Below are 16,905 nucleotides of genomic sequence, written 5' to 3'. Positions count from 1 at the left end.
CACCCCTTGTGCAGCGCCACAAAGGGCAGGCACGAGGATTTGCCAGGGCGAGCTAACCGTGATGGAAGTGTGAGCAACTGGGGCGCTTGCTCCATCGCAGAGCATTATGGGGATTCCCATAATCAGTATCGAAGCATGGGAAAGAGTTAATTTTATTACCAAGCTCATCACCCAACACCCAATGCCCATCCCCCAGTTGCATTAAAGTTTTTCGTTTGTGGCAGGCGAGATTTGAGTCACTGTAACGTTACGGCGACTGATCTCGCTTGTCCATAATCGAAAACTGCCAGGGTCAATACTAGCGCCCTGGCTTTAACTCAATCGGGTTTTCCGTTTACGGTGCGATGCCCTTGGCGGCGATCGCCTATTAATCCCCTTATGGGGTAAGTATGAGCGGAAACCTGCATACGTTGCTCAGGTTGCCAAAAATGCTGCTAAGTTTCCATCCCCTTTCGGGGCAAGGTGTTTGGAAAGGTGATAATGCAGCTAATGCTGTACAAATGATTGTACTGTTTCCATCCCCTTTCGGGGCAAGTGTTAGCGGAAACTATCGACCCCAAGAATGAGCCTGGGGAATATGGTTAGTTTCAATCCCCTTGCGGGGTAAGCGTTAGTGGCAACAGTGCCTTGCGAGATGTATACAGCAGGTGTAGAAGTCAAGAAGTTTCAATCCCCTTTCGGGGAAAGTGTTAGCAGCAACGCATCTCACATTTTAGGCGAGACAACCACACTGGCGTTTCAATCCCCTTGCGGGGTAAGTGTTAGCAGCAACTAAAGTGGATGGGTAACAGGCTGGAGATTAAGCAAAAGTTTCAATCCCCTTGCGGGGGAAGTGTTAGCGGAAACTGGGTATGTGCGTAACCAAGCGATCGCCAAAGTTAAAGTTTCAATCCCCTTGCGGGGGAAGTGTTAGCGGAAACCAGGCGATCAAATGGTAATAGGCGATCATCTTGCAATGTTTCAATCCCCTTACGGGGGAAGTGTTAGCGGAAACCTAGAGCCAATCAAAAGAAAATCTCTTATGGAATGTTTCAATCCCCTTGCGGGGGAAGTGTTAGCGGAAACCGTGTGGGTGAGTGTTGGACATGGCAGAAATGAAATGTTTCAATCCCCTTGCGGGGGAAGTGTTAGCGGAAACCCTGCCATATTGAAACCATGACAGAGCAAGTGTTTCAGGGAGGAATTTGACGGGTCGAAAATTTAGGTCTTTTTCAGGCTCCGTTATTGAAACTAATTCCTAATATCCCTAATAGCTAAAAAGCTGTAACTATTGATTTGTCTAGGTTCTGACGATTTTGGCGTATACGCCAGGTTTTTGACCTCGCTTCGATATGCCAACTTTTTACAAGTTAGACAACAGAGTAGAATAGGCTACTAAAACCTGTCAAGCGTAGGATAAATAAGTTAATAGAGTTGTACTGAAAATCTTTACTACAGAGGTACGACCGCGCAAGAATGTTGCGTAGCATTGGCTCTTGAAATCCGCACCCTATATAGGTTTTACAAAGTAAGAAATGCGCGTTTCTTACTTTTTTCTTACTTTGTTTCTTAAAAGTAAGAAAAAGGTACAAATACTCACAACAAAAATGAGCCAACACACCTGGCGCTGGCTCATCGGCTAGTAAAAGAAGTACTACTTTAAATCATACCCCCGTGCCCGCTTGCGCCCCTAATCATTGAGCGCCGACCCCAATTGATAGGTTTCACATGGGTGGTTGGGTTGATGCTTTGCGCCTGGGCATCAATTTCCTTCTGCTGCTTGGCGATTTCGCGTTGGATTTCCGCCGCGCCTTCCCTGCCTATATGTAGTTCATCATTCATGATGGTTAACCAGCTTGTGTTTCTTCCATTATGCGGCGGCTACACGCCCGCTATAGAGCTTGAGAATCTGTTGGCGGGCGTTCTCCCATTTGGCGCGAATGTAGCGATATTCGGGGAAGTACAAGCAGAGGGCATCGTAGTAGTAAGCGATGCCATTGGCGGCTTTGCACATCAACTGATCATCCTCGCTGTCTAGAAGGCTCCAGGCGAAATCTATGCGGTCTAAATAATAGCCTTCATATTGCGTTGGGATGCCATCTAAAATCTCCCACAGGCAAACCTCTCTGTTGCGATCATTGTGCCTGCCGAGGTTATAACCTGGGCGAATGGAGTAGATCAAGAATTTTTCTAGGTTGTGATCGTGGCATCCCTCCAACCAATGCACAAGCGAGGTTTTCCTGATGGGAACGGAACCACGCCAATTGTGTTCGTAGATCCGCCTACTAAGCTCTTTGGTCAGCCCTATATATTGAAGATTTCCTTTGTCGCTAATGAGGTACAGCGCTGGCGCATTGGGCAATAGTTCAATAATTCCCCTCTCGCTTTTAAAGCAGCAGGACTTAAGCATTGCAGATATTCCTAAATAGGCTTATTTTGCAGGCGCTCACAGCCTCTATGCAAGGAGTTGTAACGAAAAATAAAGCCCACACACGAGTAGCGCATGGGCTGAGGAATTCTGCAATGCAACTATCTCACTTTTGGAAGCTGGCGGCGTTATACCCGTTTTTTTGAAGCACACGACTACCCAAGCTATCCCCATCCCAAGTCATTTTTTGATTTAATTCCGCCTCAAAGTCCTGTAAATCAAAGCCCAGTCCAGAGAGTCTTCTATTAGCCTCCGCAATCTTCCCATCCACCTCGGCAATCTGAGAGGCGATCGCATCCATCTCAGGTGGTCGCGTGGCGGGTAAACCATCACCCCCGACTCTGGATGCGTAGCGTGTCGCAAAATAGCGATCGCCAGCGTTATACCCTGACTCCGTGCGCCACCATTCCAATTTCTCTTGTAATGCCTGCTTCTGCGTTTGGAGCGCAGTCAGAGCGCTGGATTCTTGGTCAATCGCGGTTCTGTTTTGCTTGATCAACTGTTCTAGTTCCAGGGTTGACCTCATACTGCTCTACCTCCGAATGCGAATTGACCAGGCTTACCATTTATCTCAACAATCACGGGCGTGGTTGGGGCATATCTTGAATCCGCCACCACTAGCATCCGTAAGGGCGGGCGATCAATCCATTGGTTGCCTAATAGATACCTGGGAGGCTGGACAATGGCAAAATCCGCATCCACACTAGCGCTTAATTCTGCGGCATCCTTGATCAATTCCTGCTGCCTTAGCCTGATACTCTCCATCTCGGCGGCGATCGCCTCCATGCGCGTTCTAGCCGCCGCTATTCTTCCCCTGGCTTCTGCCAAGGCGCTGCCATGTTGTAATGTCTCTAACTCCGCCGTGCGTTCCTTCAGTTGCCCCTGTAGCGCCGTTAATACCCTTTGTAAATCCTCTCGGCGCTGTAGGGCTAGCCGTTCGGCTGCAACCTGTTTTAGGGCGCTTTCTGTGTCAGTGGCGGTAAGTACGGGGATTTTTTCGAGTTGTTGGATTTGGGATTGGGTTGCAGCTATTTGCTGGCAGAGGCGCGCAATCTCCTCGGTCAGCGTTTGCTCTTTGGTTTTGGTCATGTTTGTTGGATTGGAAGCTTCCTCCTCCATTATCGGGGAGTTTTGAGGGTACGAGCGATCGCCGTGAAGATGCCCAGCTAGTTGGCTTTGATGCACTTTGTCGCGGCGGCATCGGCGGCGGTGTTCTCTGAGCGTGGAACCCAGAAAAGCTGACTCTTGGTAAATTCTGCCAAAAGCACTGTCGCCTCAAAATGCAAGGGCTTCAAATGCTCCACGGTCACTTTCCAAGCGCCAAGGACTTGATTGATCACCAGGCGCGAATCCCCACATATTTTGATCTGCTCTATGCCCAGCTTTTTTGCTTCCTTCAGTCCAAGAAGTAGCCCGTTGTATTCCGCGACACTGTTAGTAATGCGATCGCCTAAAAACTCGGAAAATGTATGGGTTTGTCCTTGCCATTGAATAATCGCGGCGGCGGCAGCTTTGCCAGGGTTGGGTACAGCGCCGCCATCAAAGTGAATAATCGCGGTTTCTTGATCCATTGCGGTCTTTAATTCTCAGTCACTATAACGTTACGGTAACTGAAAAAATTTTGTTAATCATACCGCGTCCTCGCCAGACCACTGAGCAACTACACGTAAGCCTAATTCTTCTAATAGAATCCGGCTAGCCCAAGCATCACCACCGATGTTGTAGTCACCAATAATAGCTACGTCATAAGGAGTAGAGTCGAAAGGCAGTGTACCGTCTTTCTTAGCTTGGTCGGCTCTGGGGAATACCCAGTCACGGATTTGGTCGTTAGCGATGTGGTGACCCAAGGACTGAGAAACACCACGGAAGCCTTCGCAACGTACAGGAATAACAGGCTTGTTGATTTCTTTAGCTGCTTTCTTAGCTACGGCTTCGATGTCATCCCCAATCAAACCGATGGGACATTCAGATTGAATAGAAACACCACGGCTGAGGGGGAAAAGTACTTCGAGTTCTTGAATCAGCTTTAAGAGTTTCTTGTCACCACCGAAAACGATGTCTCTTTCTTGGAAGTCGGAGGTAAAGTGCATGGTACCAAAGGTGTCAACACCAGTTGTACCAATGTAGTAGTTACGACGACCAGACCAAGACCAGTAACCGCAACCTACAGGCCCGTGGCTGATATGGATCATGTCCTTAATAGGGCCCCAAACCACACCTTTTGAACCTGCATAAGCACAACCACGAGCGGTCATTACACCAGGTAGAGATTTGATGTTAGACTTAACGCCGCAGTCAGACTTGCCTTCTTCGTATACATTTAAGTGCTTTTCCCGTTTTTTAGCTGCTTTTTCGGGATAGGCTTGGAGAACTTCTTTAATTAGTTCTTTTCTTTCGTCAACGATATTCTTGTTTTCTGGAGGAGTCATTTCTAGTCTCTCTTGCTCCTAAGGAACCGGGATATTTAGGGTAGGGGATTTCCCCTATGGGGTTGGGGACTCTGCGTCCCCGTGGGGGATAAAAATTAGATCAAAGGTAAAAGGGAATTGATGTAGATGTTCCCTTTTCCTAAAACTTTGCTTACTTAGCGGAAGCTTCTGCAGGCTTACCGATGATATCTGCGTGCTTAGAATCGTCGTCGAGGATACCGTATTCGATCAACAGTGCTTCTAATTCATCCATTTCAATTGGTGTTGGAATGGTGAGTTTGTCGTTGTTGATGATCTTCTTAGCTAATGCGCGGTATTCTTGAGATTGGTTGCTGTCAGGAGCGTACTCGTTAACAGTCATCCGACGCAATTCTGCGTGTTGAACGATGTTGTCGCGAGGTACGAAGTGAATCATTTGGGTGTTCAACCGTTTTGCCAAGGTTTCGATGAGTTCGTGTTCCCGGTCAGTTTTACGGCTGTTACAAATCAAACCACCTAAACGCACACCACCGGAGTGAGCATATTTCAAAATACCACGAGCGATGTTGTTAGCAGCATACATCGCCATCATTTCACCAGAGGTAACGATGTAGATTTCTTGTGCTTTACCTTCACGAATAGGCATAGCAAAACCACCGCACACAACGTCACCTAATACGTCGTAAGATACGAAGTCTAGGTCTGTGTAAGCACCGTTTTCTTCCAAGAAGTTAATAGCGGTGATGATACCACGACCAGCACAACCTACACCGGGTTCTGGACCACCAGATTCTACGCACTTAACGCCACGGAAACCGGTCAACATTACTTCTTCGAGTTCCAAGTCTTCTACTGCACCGCGTTCAGCAGCCAAGTGAAGAACTGTGGTTTGAGCTTTAGCGTGGAGCATCAAACGGGTGGAGTCAGCTTTAGGGTCGCAACCTACAATCATGATGCGTTGACCCATTTCTGCCATAGCTGCTAGGGTGTTTTGGGAGGTGGTAGACTTACCGATACCGCCTTTACCGTAGAAAGCTATCTGTCTAATGTTTTCGTCAGTCATGGTTCGTGTTTCCTGCAATTGGTTGGTTGGTGGGTCTTTTGCTTTTTTGCGTTGGGTCTCACACCTGTTGATGCTCAGAGTGAGTTTGTGTAGAACGTCGCCAGAGACATTGGTATTGATTACCAGCCGGAGGCGATCGCTCCACAGCAAAAACTATCGGTAGTACAGACATTGATCGTTCCTCGGTCAAATTAAATTTTTTTTCTTTTATTCTTTGTTAATAGCCATGAAAAATGACTATTAACAAAGGTAATTACGCACTTTTCAAATACTTGTGAGTCAGAGATAAACACCTGGTAGGACTGGACTGTGAAGGATGAAGGTTAAAGAATAAAGGCTAACATTTCATACTTCATTTGATGTCTTCGTCAACAATCAACTTGAGAGTCCTATTACTTATTCAAAATAGCGGCTTTGACATTTGAGACACGAGCCATTGCAGCGCTAATATCATCAGCAGATACTCCGTTTGCAGCCATTGCATCACTGAGGTGTTTAGCAACTACATCGAAGTGTTGGGGCTGGATATTCATACCTGTGTGGGTTTTATCCATTGGACGACCTGCATATTGCTTTGGCCCTTCCAGTAACTGAGCTACGAAAGCAACAAAGTGACCACGTTGCTTCGCCATATCTGTCTTAGCGAAGAATGTATTCACACTGCTGTCTGCTTGAATGCGTTTGTGCAAATCTGCAACTACTTTATCGAGAGTTGCTTGTCCACCAATCTTTTCGTACAGTGCGCTCATATCCTCATTCCTTTGAAGCGAGTTGGATTATGGAATTCGCAATTAGGCGTTGTATACTTGCCTATGTGCTTTAGCTGTCTGTTGTCGGTAGGACTGAATTCATTGATGCGAAGCGAACTATTGATGTCAAATCCTACTTTCTGTGTCTTAGCTGATGCACAATAGGTGTATTTGAGCAGTGCGTAATTTTTAGAGGAATGGCTCGACGGCTTCAACTATCAGGTTCTTGCTGACACGATCTTGCAATCTGGCTTCTATAGCAATCTTGAGAGTTGCTGTACTGCTAGAACAAGAACCACAAGCTCCTTGAAGCAGAACCTTGACGCGATCGCCATCTACATCATAAAGTTCAACATCTCCGCCATCAGCAATCAAAACTGGTCTGACTTCTTCGTCTAAGACTTTTTGAATCAGTGCAATTTTCTGCACATTTGTGAGTCCGAGTTGTGATTGTTTACCAGTAGCAATATCGGTTGCAACTTTCACGCCGTAGTTGTTGATTGCAGGTGTAGCGGCTTCTTGCTGAACTTCTTTAATAATATCATCAATATTCGCTAAACAGGAACCGCATCCGCCACCAGCTTTTACATAATTTGTTACTTGTTCTGCATCAGTGAGGTTATTTTCCCGAATCACGCGCCGAATCTTGGATTCGCTGATGCCAAAACAGCTACAAATTAGCGCTCCTTCATCATCGTCATCATGAACATCTCGCGCAATGCCGCGATAATTATAAATAGCGGCTTCTAGCGCTTCTTGCCCCATCACAGAGCAATGCATCTTTGCCTCTGGCAATCCACCCAAGTAATCTGCAATATCTTTATTGGAGACATTTAAGGCTTCATCTAAGGTTAAGCCCTTAATCATTTCGGTTAAAGCACTGGAAGATGCGATCGCACTTGTGCAGCCAAAAGTTTGAAAGCGTGCATCAAGAATCTTATCGCTGGCGACTTCAACTTTCAGGTGTAGTCTCAAAGCATCACCGCAAGCAATGCTACCTACTTCCCCAGTCGCTACTTTTACTCCAGCTTGCTCAACTTCTTCGATAACTCCCTGATTTTTGGGATTGTAAAACAATTCTAATACTTTATCTGTGTAGTCCCACATGGCCGATTTTAGATTTGCGAATTTGGATTGGGTATTGGGTATTGGGGAATGGGTAATTGGGGATTGGGCATGGGGATTGGGCATTGGGAGCATCTTCCTAATCCCCAGTCCCTAGTCCCCAGTCCCTTATCCCTAACGATGAGCCAGTGTTTGTTCCTGCGCTTGCAACCAACCCGCTTCATCATTTTTGAAGGGAGAAAGGGCGCGCAAACGTTCGACAATTTCTGGCATAACCGCAATTACTTGATCAATTTCGGCTTCTGTGGTGTAGCGGCAAAGGCTAAAGCGGATGGAACCATGTAAAGTGGTGTAGGGTAAGCCCATCGCCCGCAAGACGTGGGAAGGTTCCAAAGAGCCAGAAGTACAAGCTGAACCGGATGAGGCACAGATACCGTATTTGTTGAGCAGTAGCAGAATGGCTTCTCCTTCAATGTATTTGAAGCCGATGTTAGTTGTGTTGGGCAATCTCTGCGTTGTATCGCCGTTAACTTCACAATCAGGAATTTGAGCGAGTAAGGTTTGTTCTAGGCGATCGCGCAGCCTTCTTTCTCTCTTAGTCGCCTCTTCTAAATGTAACATTTCCAGTTCGGCAGCTTTGCCAAGAGCAATAATCCCTGGAACGTTCTCTGTTCCCGCACGCCGTCCCCGTTCTTGGTGTCCACCAAGTAAGAAGGGACGGAATCTCACGCCGCGCCGCACATACAAAGCGCCAATACCTTTGGGAGCGTGGATTTTATGACCGGATAGGGTAAGCATATCTACGGTGCTTTTCTTCATATTCAGAGGGATTTTCCCTACTGCTTGCACCGCATCGACGTGGAATAAAGCACCATGCTCTTTCGCTCGCAATCCAATCTGCTCGATTGGGAAAACCACGCCAGTTTCGTTGTTGGCATACATAATCGTTACCAAGGCAGTGTTACCTGTCAAGGAAGCTTCTAGCTCATTGAGATCCAATTGCCCCTGACGATTTACCGAAAGATAGGTAACACTATAACCTTGAGTTTCTAATTGTTTGCAGACATTGAGTACTGCTGGGTGTTCAACTTGAGTAGTAATAATGTGGCGTTTGTCAGGTTGTGCCAACAGTGCAGCGCGAATAGCTGCATTATCACCTTCAGTACCGCAACTAGTGTAAACAATTTCCGACTCATCTGCTCCCAGAAGGGCTGCAAGTTGCTCTCTTGCTGTTTTCACTGCTTTGGCAAGTTGTCCGCCAAAGGTATGCATACTAGAGGGATTGCCGTAATATTCCGTTAAGTAGGGCAACATCACCTCTACAACTTCTGGGTCTACCTTCGTGGTGGCATTATTATCGAGATAGATGCAGTTGTTTTGCATTGGTTTTAAATTTAGGAATTATGAATTATCAATGATGAAGGGTAAAGGGTGTTCGCGTAGCGTCTCCTCAGGAGAAGAATGAAGGCTGAAACTCGAAATTCCAGGTTCTTAACTCGAAGTTTAATACTTCATCCTTCCTACTTTATCCCTCATACTTCACTTGGGGTTGACGCTTTTGCAACTGCTCAGAGAACTTCTCTGAATAGAAGTATCCACTATCAAATATAATAAAGGTTGTGTCTATACGCTTTTATGGAAAGTTGGGGTTACGCAAGGGTTAGCGGTGAGGAGCAGCAAACAGATAAAGGTGCGTTGCGTAAACAAATAGAACGCTTGCAAAATGCTGGATGTTCAAAAGTATACTGGGATATTCAGTCACGGACAACCGAAGTTAGGGAAGGACTACAACAATTAATTCATGACTTGAAGACATGTGCAAAGGGTAAGGTAGTATCTCTGCAATTTACCCGGATTGATCGGATCGGTTCATCATCACGTTTGTTTTATTCATTGTTGGAAGTATTGCGTTCCAAGGGAATTAAACTCATAGCTTTAGATCAAGGAGTTGATCCAGACAGTTTGGGTGGGGAATTAACTATTGATATGTTGCTTGCTGCTGCCAAATTTGAGGTCAGAATGGTAACTGAGAGGTTAAAGAGCGAACGCCGTCATCGGGTAACCCAAGGGAAAAGTCACCGAGTTGCACCATTAGGATACCGTATCGACAAAGATAAATATGTACGCGATGACTCTCCATGCGTTTGCTTGTTACAAGGGCGAAGAGAATTAACTATATCTGATGTAGCTAGATATATTTTCAATACTTTTTTTGAATGCGGTTCAGTTGCGGCTACTGTGCGTAAATTGCACTCAGATTTTGGCATAGAAACAAAAGCTTTTGATTGGCATAAACCAGAGAAATCTTCACGAATTATCAGCGATGATGACTTAGATAAAATTGTCTTTACACCAGCTAAAGCTAACCACCCCTTGCGTTATCCTTGGTCTGGTTTGAGATGGTCAATTCCAGGTTTAAAAGCATTATTAGTTAACCCTGTTTATGCAGGAGGTTTACCTTTTGATACTTATGTGAAATCAAAAGGTAAGCGCAAGCATTTTGACGAGTGGAAGGTGAAATGGGGAACCCACGACGATGAAGCCATCATTACCTGCGCTGAACATGAACAAATAAAACAAATGATCCGCAGTAATCGCCATAACCGATGGGCTTCTAGAGAAGATAACGAAATCAACCCATTTTCTAATTTAATTAAGTGCGCTCATTGTGGAGGCTCAATGACGCGCCATGCAAAACGAGTAGATAAGCAGGGACAAGCTATCTATTATTATCAGTGCCGTTTGTATAAAGCTGGCAATTGTAGTAATAAAACTATGATTTCCTCGAAAATATTAGATATCCAAGTTGTAGATTTATTGGCGCAAGAAGCCGAACGGTTAGCAAACTTAGTAGAAACAGATGAGCCAATTATTATCGAGGAACCCCCAGAAGTCAAAACTCTCCGCGCATCACTGAATAATCTGGAAACCTTACCACCAAGTTCAGCCATCGAACAAATCAAAAATGACCTCAAAGAACAAATTGCGATCGCACTGGGAGCAATCAATAATGCATCTAGAGAATCCTTGATTGCTAAAGAACGCATTATCCGGGCTTTTGCTAATAAAAGTTACTGGCAAGGACTTAATGCTCAAGATAAAAGAGCAATCCTCAATGGTTGCGTTAAAAAAATCTGTGTAGATGGTAACTTTGTCACAGCCATTGAGTATCAGTACTAGTACTGCCGTGAATTCAAAATTCAAAATTCAAAATTCAAAATTAATTTTCGGCGTTGCATATTTGCGGGATGAATTCAGACTTCTGGAAAAAGCTGAAAGTCGATTCTTTGCGCCTTTGCGCCTTTGCGTGAGACAAAAATCATCCCATCAATCAGCAACGCCTAATTTTCTAGCTTGAAGGACGGCAAATCATCACCCCTTCTTTCTGTGTCTGGGCTTTGGGATTACTGCCCATTGCGCGAAGCGTGATTGTTGGTTCATAACCAGGGTAACAACGCACTAAAACCGTATCTTGAGAGCGGGTTACATACAGAACATAAACTTGTTTACCTCCTAGTACGGCAGGTACAAGATTAGGGGGAAGGGCGGCAGTTGCAACAACTGTTGACTGCTTATGAGACTGTACATCTGACTGTTCAGATAGAACAGAGTTGTTCCCCAAGAACTGCAAACATATCAGTACTAGCGCCGTAATCGTGATAAGTACGACAGAAAATTTCGGAGTGAGTTTGAACATAGTTTATTTAACCTTTTGGGTAAGAGTTCCCTAATTAGCTTTAGTAATCTTCGCTGAGTCTATATGCCATAGACGCTGCTCTGGAGTTGAGCCAGGAACATTATTAACTCGCCGTAACACATAGTTACCGCGAAATCGCTGCGGCGTTCCATCAGCAGTGACGGCAGTAACAGTAACCGGAATATTAATGTACAGTGAACCTGCTGCCCCTTCTACTCTACCTGGTTCTCCAACTTCTACAGCAACAGATGCGGTGTTAGCAAAACCCTGCTGAAACTGCTCAAATGATTGTTGACTAGCAGCGCCATCTCCTGACCAAGTTGAGTAGGCTTGTTTATAGTCGTGACGAGCGATCGCACTGTAATAGTCACGAATAACTTGGACTGCTTCTTGCTCAAGCTGGCTATCAGCAGTGTTTGGTGTAGGAGAGACTGGTGAGGAAGTTGGACTAGATGTGTCTGAGATATTGGCAACCGATGGGCTATTCACAGAAGATAGTTGTGATGTGCCAGAGTTACTACAGCCTGTGATGGCGATCGCCAATAGCATACCGCCAAAGACTCTACGCTGCTGTTTTAACCATATAGATAAAGGAAAGTTGGTCTTTGTCAAACATACCTCCTAGCAAATCTGCTGATTGCTTTTCTAGATCCAGCATATCGAAAATGCATAGGATACTGCCATTGACAATTTAATATGAATATGCATCGAAATTATCTGTAACGACCAATATAGCGGGTAATTTCGGTAAATCACCAAGCGATCGCACTGTAAATCACCAAATCCATAGCGTCAAAAGCATCCAAGGTAAAGCAGTTTGCGCTTGTCTCCCTAAGCTCCAAGCTAAAATCAAAACAAACTCGAAAAATTTTGCTATGGTAGCCTCCCAACAACCGCCAAAAATGACCGTCGAGGAATATCTTGCATGGGAATCCCAGCAAGACCTTCGGTACGAATATGTTAACGGCGAAGTATTTGCCATGACAGGTGGTACAATTCCCCACAATGACATTGCACTGAATTTTTACACAGCTTTACGTCCACATTTACGTGCTAGAGGTTGCCGAGTAAATGTGTCTGATGTAAAAGTGCAACTGACACCTACAAGTGCTTACTATTATCCTGATGTTGTTGTCAGTTGCGATCCTCAAGACCTCAATGCTCGTAAATTTATTCAAAACCCAAAAATAATTGTCGAAGTTCTCTCTCCTGGTACAAGTAGCAAAGATAGGGGAGAGAAATTCACTAATTACCTCCAAATGCCTTCTTTGCAAGAATATTTATTGATAAATTCCGAAAAAATCTCTGTCGAACGCTACTGTCGGGGGGAGGGAAGAATGTGGCTTTACTATCCCTACACTGAGGGAGATATAGTTACCCTATCCAGCATTGAATTTGAAATTGCGATCGCACATCTATATGAAGGGGTTGTATTGGGAGCAGAAGCAGAATAGATTACTTGACAAAGTGGTGGGTCAATTATGTATAAAATAATACGCATAAACTATTCGGAGTGTTGAGGGAGCGATCGCTACTTCCTCCCCCAACAATTGTGATAGCCATACCCCTACGGGGAAGCAAGCTCCGCGTAGCCTCTCTCTCCATAAGGCTTAAGCTTCGCTTATCGCAATCCTCAGCCATTCTGTACCATCCAAACAAGTTTGCCCAAAATTTGCTCAACTGGTAGTAGTGGATAATCATTCAAGTCAATGGTTACAGTTTGTCCTTCAAGTTGGAGAAAGCGCCAAACTGTACCACTCGTCACCGTTCCGTAAATTGTAGAAATTGGCTGCTGCTTCTGTTGATTAAAGCGTTGGGAAGCTACCATCTGGGCTAAACATTGTCCCAGTCCTGGTTTGAGGTCTTCTTTCTTCGCTTCCACCAAAACCACCGCCGGGGCTTTAATATACAATTGCTCTGGAGAGCGACTAATCAGAAAATCGACATAACCCGTCAAATCAACCTCTGGCTGTACGTTGAACTCTTCGCCGGAAAAGACGCTAATTTGTCCATGAAGCTGACGTTTGACTTCTAGTAAAACAGGATTGATAATGCCTTCAGAACGCGCTTTTTCACTACCCACTGCAACAGCCCAAGGTAGGGTGTCTTTCAAGGTATCTTTGAGCAAAGAACTTGGATTGACTGGGGAAATTTCTGGTAAAAAGCGATCGCCTTCAACAATCGTCAGTTGAAAATCTTCTACGGCTTTACTCAGAGTAAATTTACTATAAGGCATAAAAGTTTTCCCAATCTGTTTTCAAGCTAGCGCGATCGCCTCTTTCATCCTTCTGCTTTTAGCCCACAGCATAGTCACTCATTTCCCGCATGAAAGGAGGATGAAAACCTAGCACAATATCTTGTTTTGGTACACCCAAATCGACTAAATCTGCGGCGATATCATGCTCCGTTGAATTGTAAAAAATCCAGATTTTATCGTTGCGAATATCAAGATGTATTACACAATCATGCACCCAGCGCTTATGCTGCCAACCTAGATGCACAATTTGATAGTGATTTCGCTGCGTATCAAAAATAGTCTCAACCTCAATCTCACCGTAAGCTGGCTTACTTAGAGCGTAACCCATCAACAATTGCTGTACTATTTGCTGATAGTTGGTTAATTTATCCGTCACTCCTTCCATAGTGAAATTTGCTCTCATTCAATATCGTAAACAATTATTTTTACGGATATGAATTTCAACGCTACAGCAAACCAGCTTGAAAAATCTGGATCGGGGTGAGATTTAATTCGGGAAAGGTTTGGGAGACAATGCGATCGCTATCTCGAAACTTGCTGATCTGATATTCTCCATCCACCAAGTTACAGACAGAGATTGTAGGTTGTTTGGGGTTACCGATAAAATTACGTCCACCCAACGCCGCATAGTCTTTAATCCAGTATTCGGGAATACCCATCTCTTCATAATCAGCATATTTTAAGTGGTAATCATCCCGCCAATTAGTTGATACAACCTCAATTACCAAAGGTATTGATGCACCATTACTGACAATAGATTCTTTTTTCCATAATTGTTCATTTCCCAGATTTGCACGATTTAGCACCAACAAATCTGGAAAGTAACCAGAATCTTTTTCGGGAGGTCTAACTATCGCTTGGTTCGGGACAATGTAAGGGAGTCCTAGACGTTTGATTTCAAAAGGAATTTCGATACCTAAAAACCCTTTAACTTCTTCATGTTCCCCTACTGGTTGTGCCATTTCCACGACTTCCCCATTATGTAGTTCGTAGCGTACCCCAGAATTTTCACGTAGGCGATCGACAAATTCCTCAAAGGTTACTAGCTTGGGTATGGCTTGGGTCATAGATGATAAAGAATTACTTAAAACCATAGAAATATTATCTCTAATCTAGGGGAATGCAGACAGCTTTTCCACCAGGATTAAGTACAACTGAGGAAGATATGATTACTCTATCCAGCATCGAATTTTAATTGGCGATGCCTGCAGTGGGCGTAGCGATCGCACTACTGTATGAAGGGGTTGTATTGGGAGCAGAAGCAGAATAGAGTTTTTGGCACCAAATAACAGATTGCTATTTCACCAATGCCTGTTGAAAAGTCTTGATTGCATCCACATGATTCACCATATTAATACAGCGTAATAACAAATCTAGATCAATCCCTTGCAATTCCTCACTATTGGTAACTCTTTCATAGTGAAGCGCATTGCCCTCATCGCGCAGATGATAGACTTCTAACACACCATCTTCCCACAACCATACCTCCGGAATCTTTAACCGCTTATATGCTTCTAGCTTGTCGATACCACCACTGGTAAACACCACCTCAATCACCAAATCTGGACGCACTCGACCTGGAGCCAGTTTATAAGATTCATCTGCCTCACGCTTGACAGCACCAGCTTCACTTTCCAAAGTCATTGAGCCAGTTGGGGTAAAATCAAATCCTGCCATTAGCAAATACAGTTCCACCAATGCCGCAATTCTTTTTTTAACAGTTTCGTGAGGTTCTCCAGGCATTCTGCGTATCTCCAAAACACCATCCAGGAAAGACAGCCGATATCCTGGACGGTCTAACAACTGCTCAACGGCTTTAAACTCTCTCCAAGTCAATCCCTCAAACAACAAGGGTGATTCTTTTATAGGTGTTACTATGGTTGCTGGGGTCATAAAAGTCTCCAGTCTGTTTCCAGATGAGAACTAATCAGCTTTGTTGGACAATCATTCGATTTTAACTTCTTTTTGGGAGAGCTAGTGCCGCACAGGGGAAGTCAAAATTATTATGGCATGGGCTTGATGCGCCATTGCGATCGCACTCCTATATCAAGGGGTTGTATTTGCGATAAAAGCCGAACAAAGTTGATAGTTAATAGAAATTTTCATGCACATGAACCCTAGAAAATCATGCAACCAGACAATTCCTGATTGCTAAAAAAAGAATTATACAGGCTTTTGCTAATAAAATTTACTGGCAATCACTTCAAGCTTAAGTAAATGATCAATACTCAATGACTACATTAAAAAATATGCAGAGATAGCAACTTTGTTACAGCCATTGAGTATCGTTACTAGGCAGTTTTGTTTTTGGACTTTGTTTTTTCTTGTTCTGGAATATCCGAGTTAGATTTTTGCTCGGCTTTACGTTTTTCCCATTCCAGAACTGTGCGAATTACCACTTGTGACCAAGATTCGTAAGCCATAAGCACCGTTATTTGTTAATTTGAGGATAGCGAAAGTTGAGTTTTTTTTTGTTCATTGCAAGCAATTGCTTGCGAGTAGAATGTTTGCAAAGAACAAAATGTTAGAAGTGGCTGATATAGGGGAACTGAAGAGATAATCACAGGACTACAGCAATTGAGATAGGGTAATGTGCAGTTTAATGGTAGAGGTAGTAGTGTTGCATAAATTTTCCCTGGAGATGCAACCCTGTTAAATTTAGATGTTACGTAGCGACTTCAAACAATTTGGTTATGAATTGTACTTGAGTAATTATATTAATCAAGCGTTTCAGCCACAGTATAAGAAGACTTGAGGTTTTCTAACTCCTGAAAGCTCAAAGAACGCAATTCATCTGTTTGCTGCTTGACTATGCCTAAAAATTCCTTAAACTGAGGACATGATTGGCACTTTACCTGAGTTCCTAGGATTAAACATTCACACACAAACCTTGGTCTTTCTTTAAAAGTGCGATCGCAGTCACTACATGCATATTTTTGTAGGCCATCCACTCTACCAATTTTCACAAGCTGAGTGGAATTGCACCTAGGACATCCAATCCCATAAGTTTTAGGCTGTGGTTGCCATTTCTTTAGAGCTTGTTGCATAGCAACTTCGCATCTAAGTTTATTGAAATCGAAAATTTTTTGGGTATTTTCCTATGGTGATGTCGTGGAGCAATCGAGATAGAGCGGATTGTAAACCCAGAGTAAAATTTTTTGCCTATACTGAGACAATAGACAACCTAGAGCGATAAAATATTGGTAACATTATAGACACATAGATTTACTTAGAAATAAATCTATATTTTGTAATCATA

Annotated in this window: 19 protein-coding genes and 1 pseudogene; 2 read left to right on the top strand and 18 right to left on the bottom strand. The window is 44.0% G+C overall.

Annotated elements, in window-relative coordinates; genetic code table 11:
* Positions 1–1,638: 1,638 nt before the first annotated feature.
* The 10 genes and pseudogenes from HGR01_RS27145 to nifS form a co-directional block, all read right to left on the bottom strand.
* Positions 1,639–1,821 (bottom strand): hypothetical protein, encoded by a 183-nt coding sequence (locus HGR01_RS27145; RefSeq protein ID WP_045868719.1) that lies wholly within the window; start codon positions 1,819–1,821, stop codon positions 1,639–1,641.
* A 28-nt stretch (positions 1,822–1,849) separates the two neighbouring features.
* Positions 1,850–2,389 (bottom strand): GIY-YIG nuclease family protein, encoded by a 540-nt coding sequence (locus tag HGR01_RS27140; protein WP_045868720.1) that lies wholly within the window; start codon positions 2,387–2,389, stop codon positions 1,850–1,852.
* Between the two features lie 124 nt (positions 2,390–2,513).
* A complete protein-coding gene (locus HGR01_RS27135; RefSeq protein ID WP_045868721.1) occupies positions 2,514–2,933 on the bottom strand; it encodes a hypothetical protein in 420 nt (139 codons plus the stop codon).
* On the bottom strand, positions 2,930–3,496 hold the full coding sequence (locus HGR01_RS27130; protein ID WP_168160940.1) for a hypothetical protein: 567 nt from the start codon (positions 3,494–3,496) through the stop codon (positions 2,930–2,932). The genes HGR01_RS27135 and HGR01_RS27130 overlap by 4 nt, the downstream gene beginning before the upstream one ends.
* 77 nt (positions 3,497–3,573) lie before the next feature.
* Positions 3,574–3,978, bottom strand: coding sequence for a ribonuclease HI family protein (locus HGR01_RS27125; protein WP_045868723.1), 405 nt, complete (start codon positions 3,976–3,978; stop codon positions 3,574–3,576).
* 60 nt (positions 3,979–4,038) lie between these two features.
* A pseudogene (locus HGR01_RS27120) lies at positions 4,039–4,836 on the bottom strand (nitrogenase component 1); the annotation flags it as partial.
* A gap of 151 nt (positions 4,837–4,987) precedes the next feature.
* Positions 4,988–5,878: a nitrogenase iron protein gene (gene nifH / locus HGR01_RS27115; RefSeq protein ID WP_045868724.1), complete on the bottom strand. Its 891-nt coding sequence runs from the start codon at positions 5,876–5,878 to the stop codon at positions 4,988–4,990.
* 392 nt (positions 5,879–6,270) lie between these two features.
* On the bottom strand, positions 6,271–6,627 hold the full coding sequence (locus HGR01_RS27110; protein WP_045868725.1) for a group I truncated hemoglobin: 357 nt from the start codon (positions 6,625–6,627) through the stop codon (positions 6,271–6,273).
* 189 nt (positions 6,628–6,816) lie between these two features.
* Entirely contained in the window at positions 6,817–7,734 is a 918-nt protein-coding gene (gene nifU, locus HGR01_RS27105) for a Fe-S cluster assembly protein NifU (protein WP_045868980.1), read from the bottom strand.
* A 132-nt stretch (positions 7,735–7,866) separates the two neighbouring features.
* Positions 7,867–9,075 carry a cysteine desulfurase NifS gene (nifS, locus tag HGR01_RS27100; protein WP_045868726.1) on the bottom strand — a complete coding sequence of 403 codons (1,209 nt, stop codon included), beginning with the start codon at positions 9,073–9,075 and terminating at the stop codon, positions 7,867–7,869.
* A 252-nt stretch (positions 9,076–9,327) separates the two neighbouring features.
* Between nifS and xisF the strand changes: the two genes are divergently transcribed.
* Positions 9,328–10,872: a fdxN element excision recombinase XisF gene (xisF, locus tag HGR01_RS27095; protein ID WP_045868727.1), complete on the top strand. Its 1,545-nt coding sequence runs from the start codon at positions 9,328–9,330 to the stop codon at positions 10,870–10,872.
* 169 nt (positions 10,873–11,041) lie between these two features.
* Here the strand turns inward: xisF and HGR01_RS27090 are convergent, their stop codons facing one another.
* Both HGR01_RS27090 and HGR01_RS27085 read right to left on the bottom strand, forming a co-directional pair.
* On the bottom strand, positions 11,042–11,389 hold the full coding sequence (locus HGR01_RS27090) for a hypothetical protein (protein ID WP_052335098.1): 348 nt from the start codon (positions 11,387–11,389) through the stop codon (positions 11,042–11,044).
* A 30-nt stretch (positions 11,390–11,419) separates the two neighbouring features.
* Positions 11,420–12,001 carry a hypothetical protein gene (locus HGR01_RS27085; protein ID WP_155539049.1) on the bottom strand — a complete coding sequence of 194 codons (582 nt, stop codon included), beginning with the start codon at positions 11,999–12,001 and terminating at the stop codon, positions 11,420–11,422.
* A 263-nt stretch (positions 12,002–12,264) separates the two neighbouring features.
* On the opposite strand from HGR01_RS27085, the gene HGR01_RS27080 reads away from it, so the two are divergent.
* Positions 12,265–12,843 (top strand): Uma2 family endonuclease, encoded by a 579-nt coding sequence (locus tag HGR01_RS27080; RefSeq protein ID WP_045868728.1) that lies wholly within the window; start codon positions 12,265–12,267, stop codon positions 12,841–12,843.
* A 179-nt stretch (positions 12,844–13,022) separates the two neighbouring features.
* On the opposite strand, the gene HGR01_RS27075 is transcribed toward HGR01_RS27080, so the two are convergent.
* The 6 genes from HGR01_RS27075 to HGR01_RS27050 form a co-directional block, all read right to left on the bottom strand.
* Positions 13,023–13,625, bottom strand: a complete 603-nt coding sequence (locus HGR01_RS27075; protein WP_045868729.1) for a hypothetical protein — start codon at positions 13,623–13,625, stop codon at positions 13,023–13,025.
* Between the two features lie 58 nt (positions 13,626–13,683).
* Positions 13,684–14,031 carry a XisI protein gene (locus tag HGR01_RS27070; RefSeq protein ID WP_045868730.1) on the bottom strand — a complete coding sequence of 116 codons (348 nt, stop codon included), beginning with the start codon at positions 14,029–14,031 and terminating at the stop codon, positions 13,684–13,686.
* 61 nt (positions 14,032–14,092) lie between these two features.
* On the bottom strand, positions 14,093–14,713 hold the full coding sequence (locus HGR01_RS27065) for a Uma2 family endonuclease (RefSeq protein ID WP_045868983.1): 621 nt from the start codon (positions 14,711–14,713) through the stop codon (positions 14,093–14,095).
* 229 nt (positions 14,714–14,942) lie between these two features.
* Positions 14,943–15,539: a Uma2 family endonuclease gene (locus tag HGR01_RS27060; RefSeq protein WP_045868731.1), complete on the bottom strand. Its 597-nt coding sequence runs from the start codon at positions 15,537–15,539 to the stop codon at positions 14,943–14,945.
* A gap of 398 nt (positions 15,540–15,937) precedes the next feature.
* The gene (locus tag HGR01_RS27055) at positions 15,938–16,069 is read right to left on the bottom strand and encodes a hypothetical protein (protein ID WP_255325163.1); all 132 of its coding nucleotides are present in this window, start codon (positions 16,067–16,069) and stop codon (positions 15,938–15,940) included.
* Between the two features lie 294 nt (positions 16,070–16,363).
* On the bottom strand, positions 16,364–16,612 hold the full coding sequence (locus HGR01_RS27050) for a hypothetical protein (protein WP_264263823.1): 249 nt from the start codon (positions 16,610–16,612) through the stop codon (positions 16,364–16,366).
* Between the last annotated feature and the right edge of the window lie 293 nt (positions 16,613–16,905).

Origin of the sequence: Tolypothrix sp. PCC 7712, from assembly GCF_025860405.1 — a bacterium.
GTDB classification, from domain to species: Bacteria; Cyanobacteriota; Cyanobacteriia; order Cyanobacteriales; family Nostocaceae; genus Aulosira; species Aulosira diplosiphon.
Note: the sequence above shows the minus strand (reverse complement) of the source record. Positions and strands in the feature narration are given on the sequence as shown.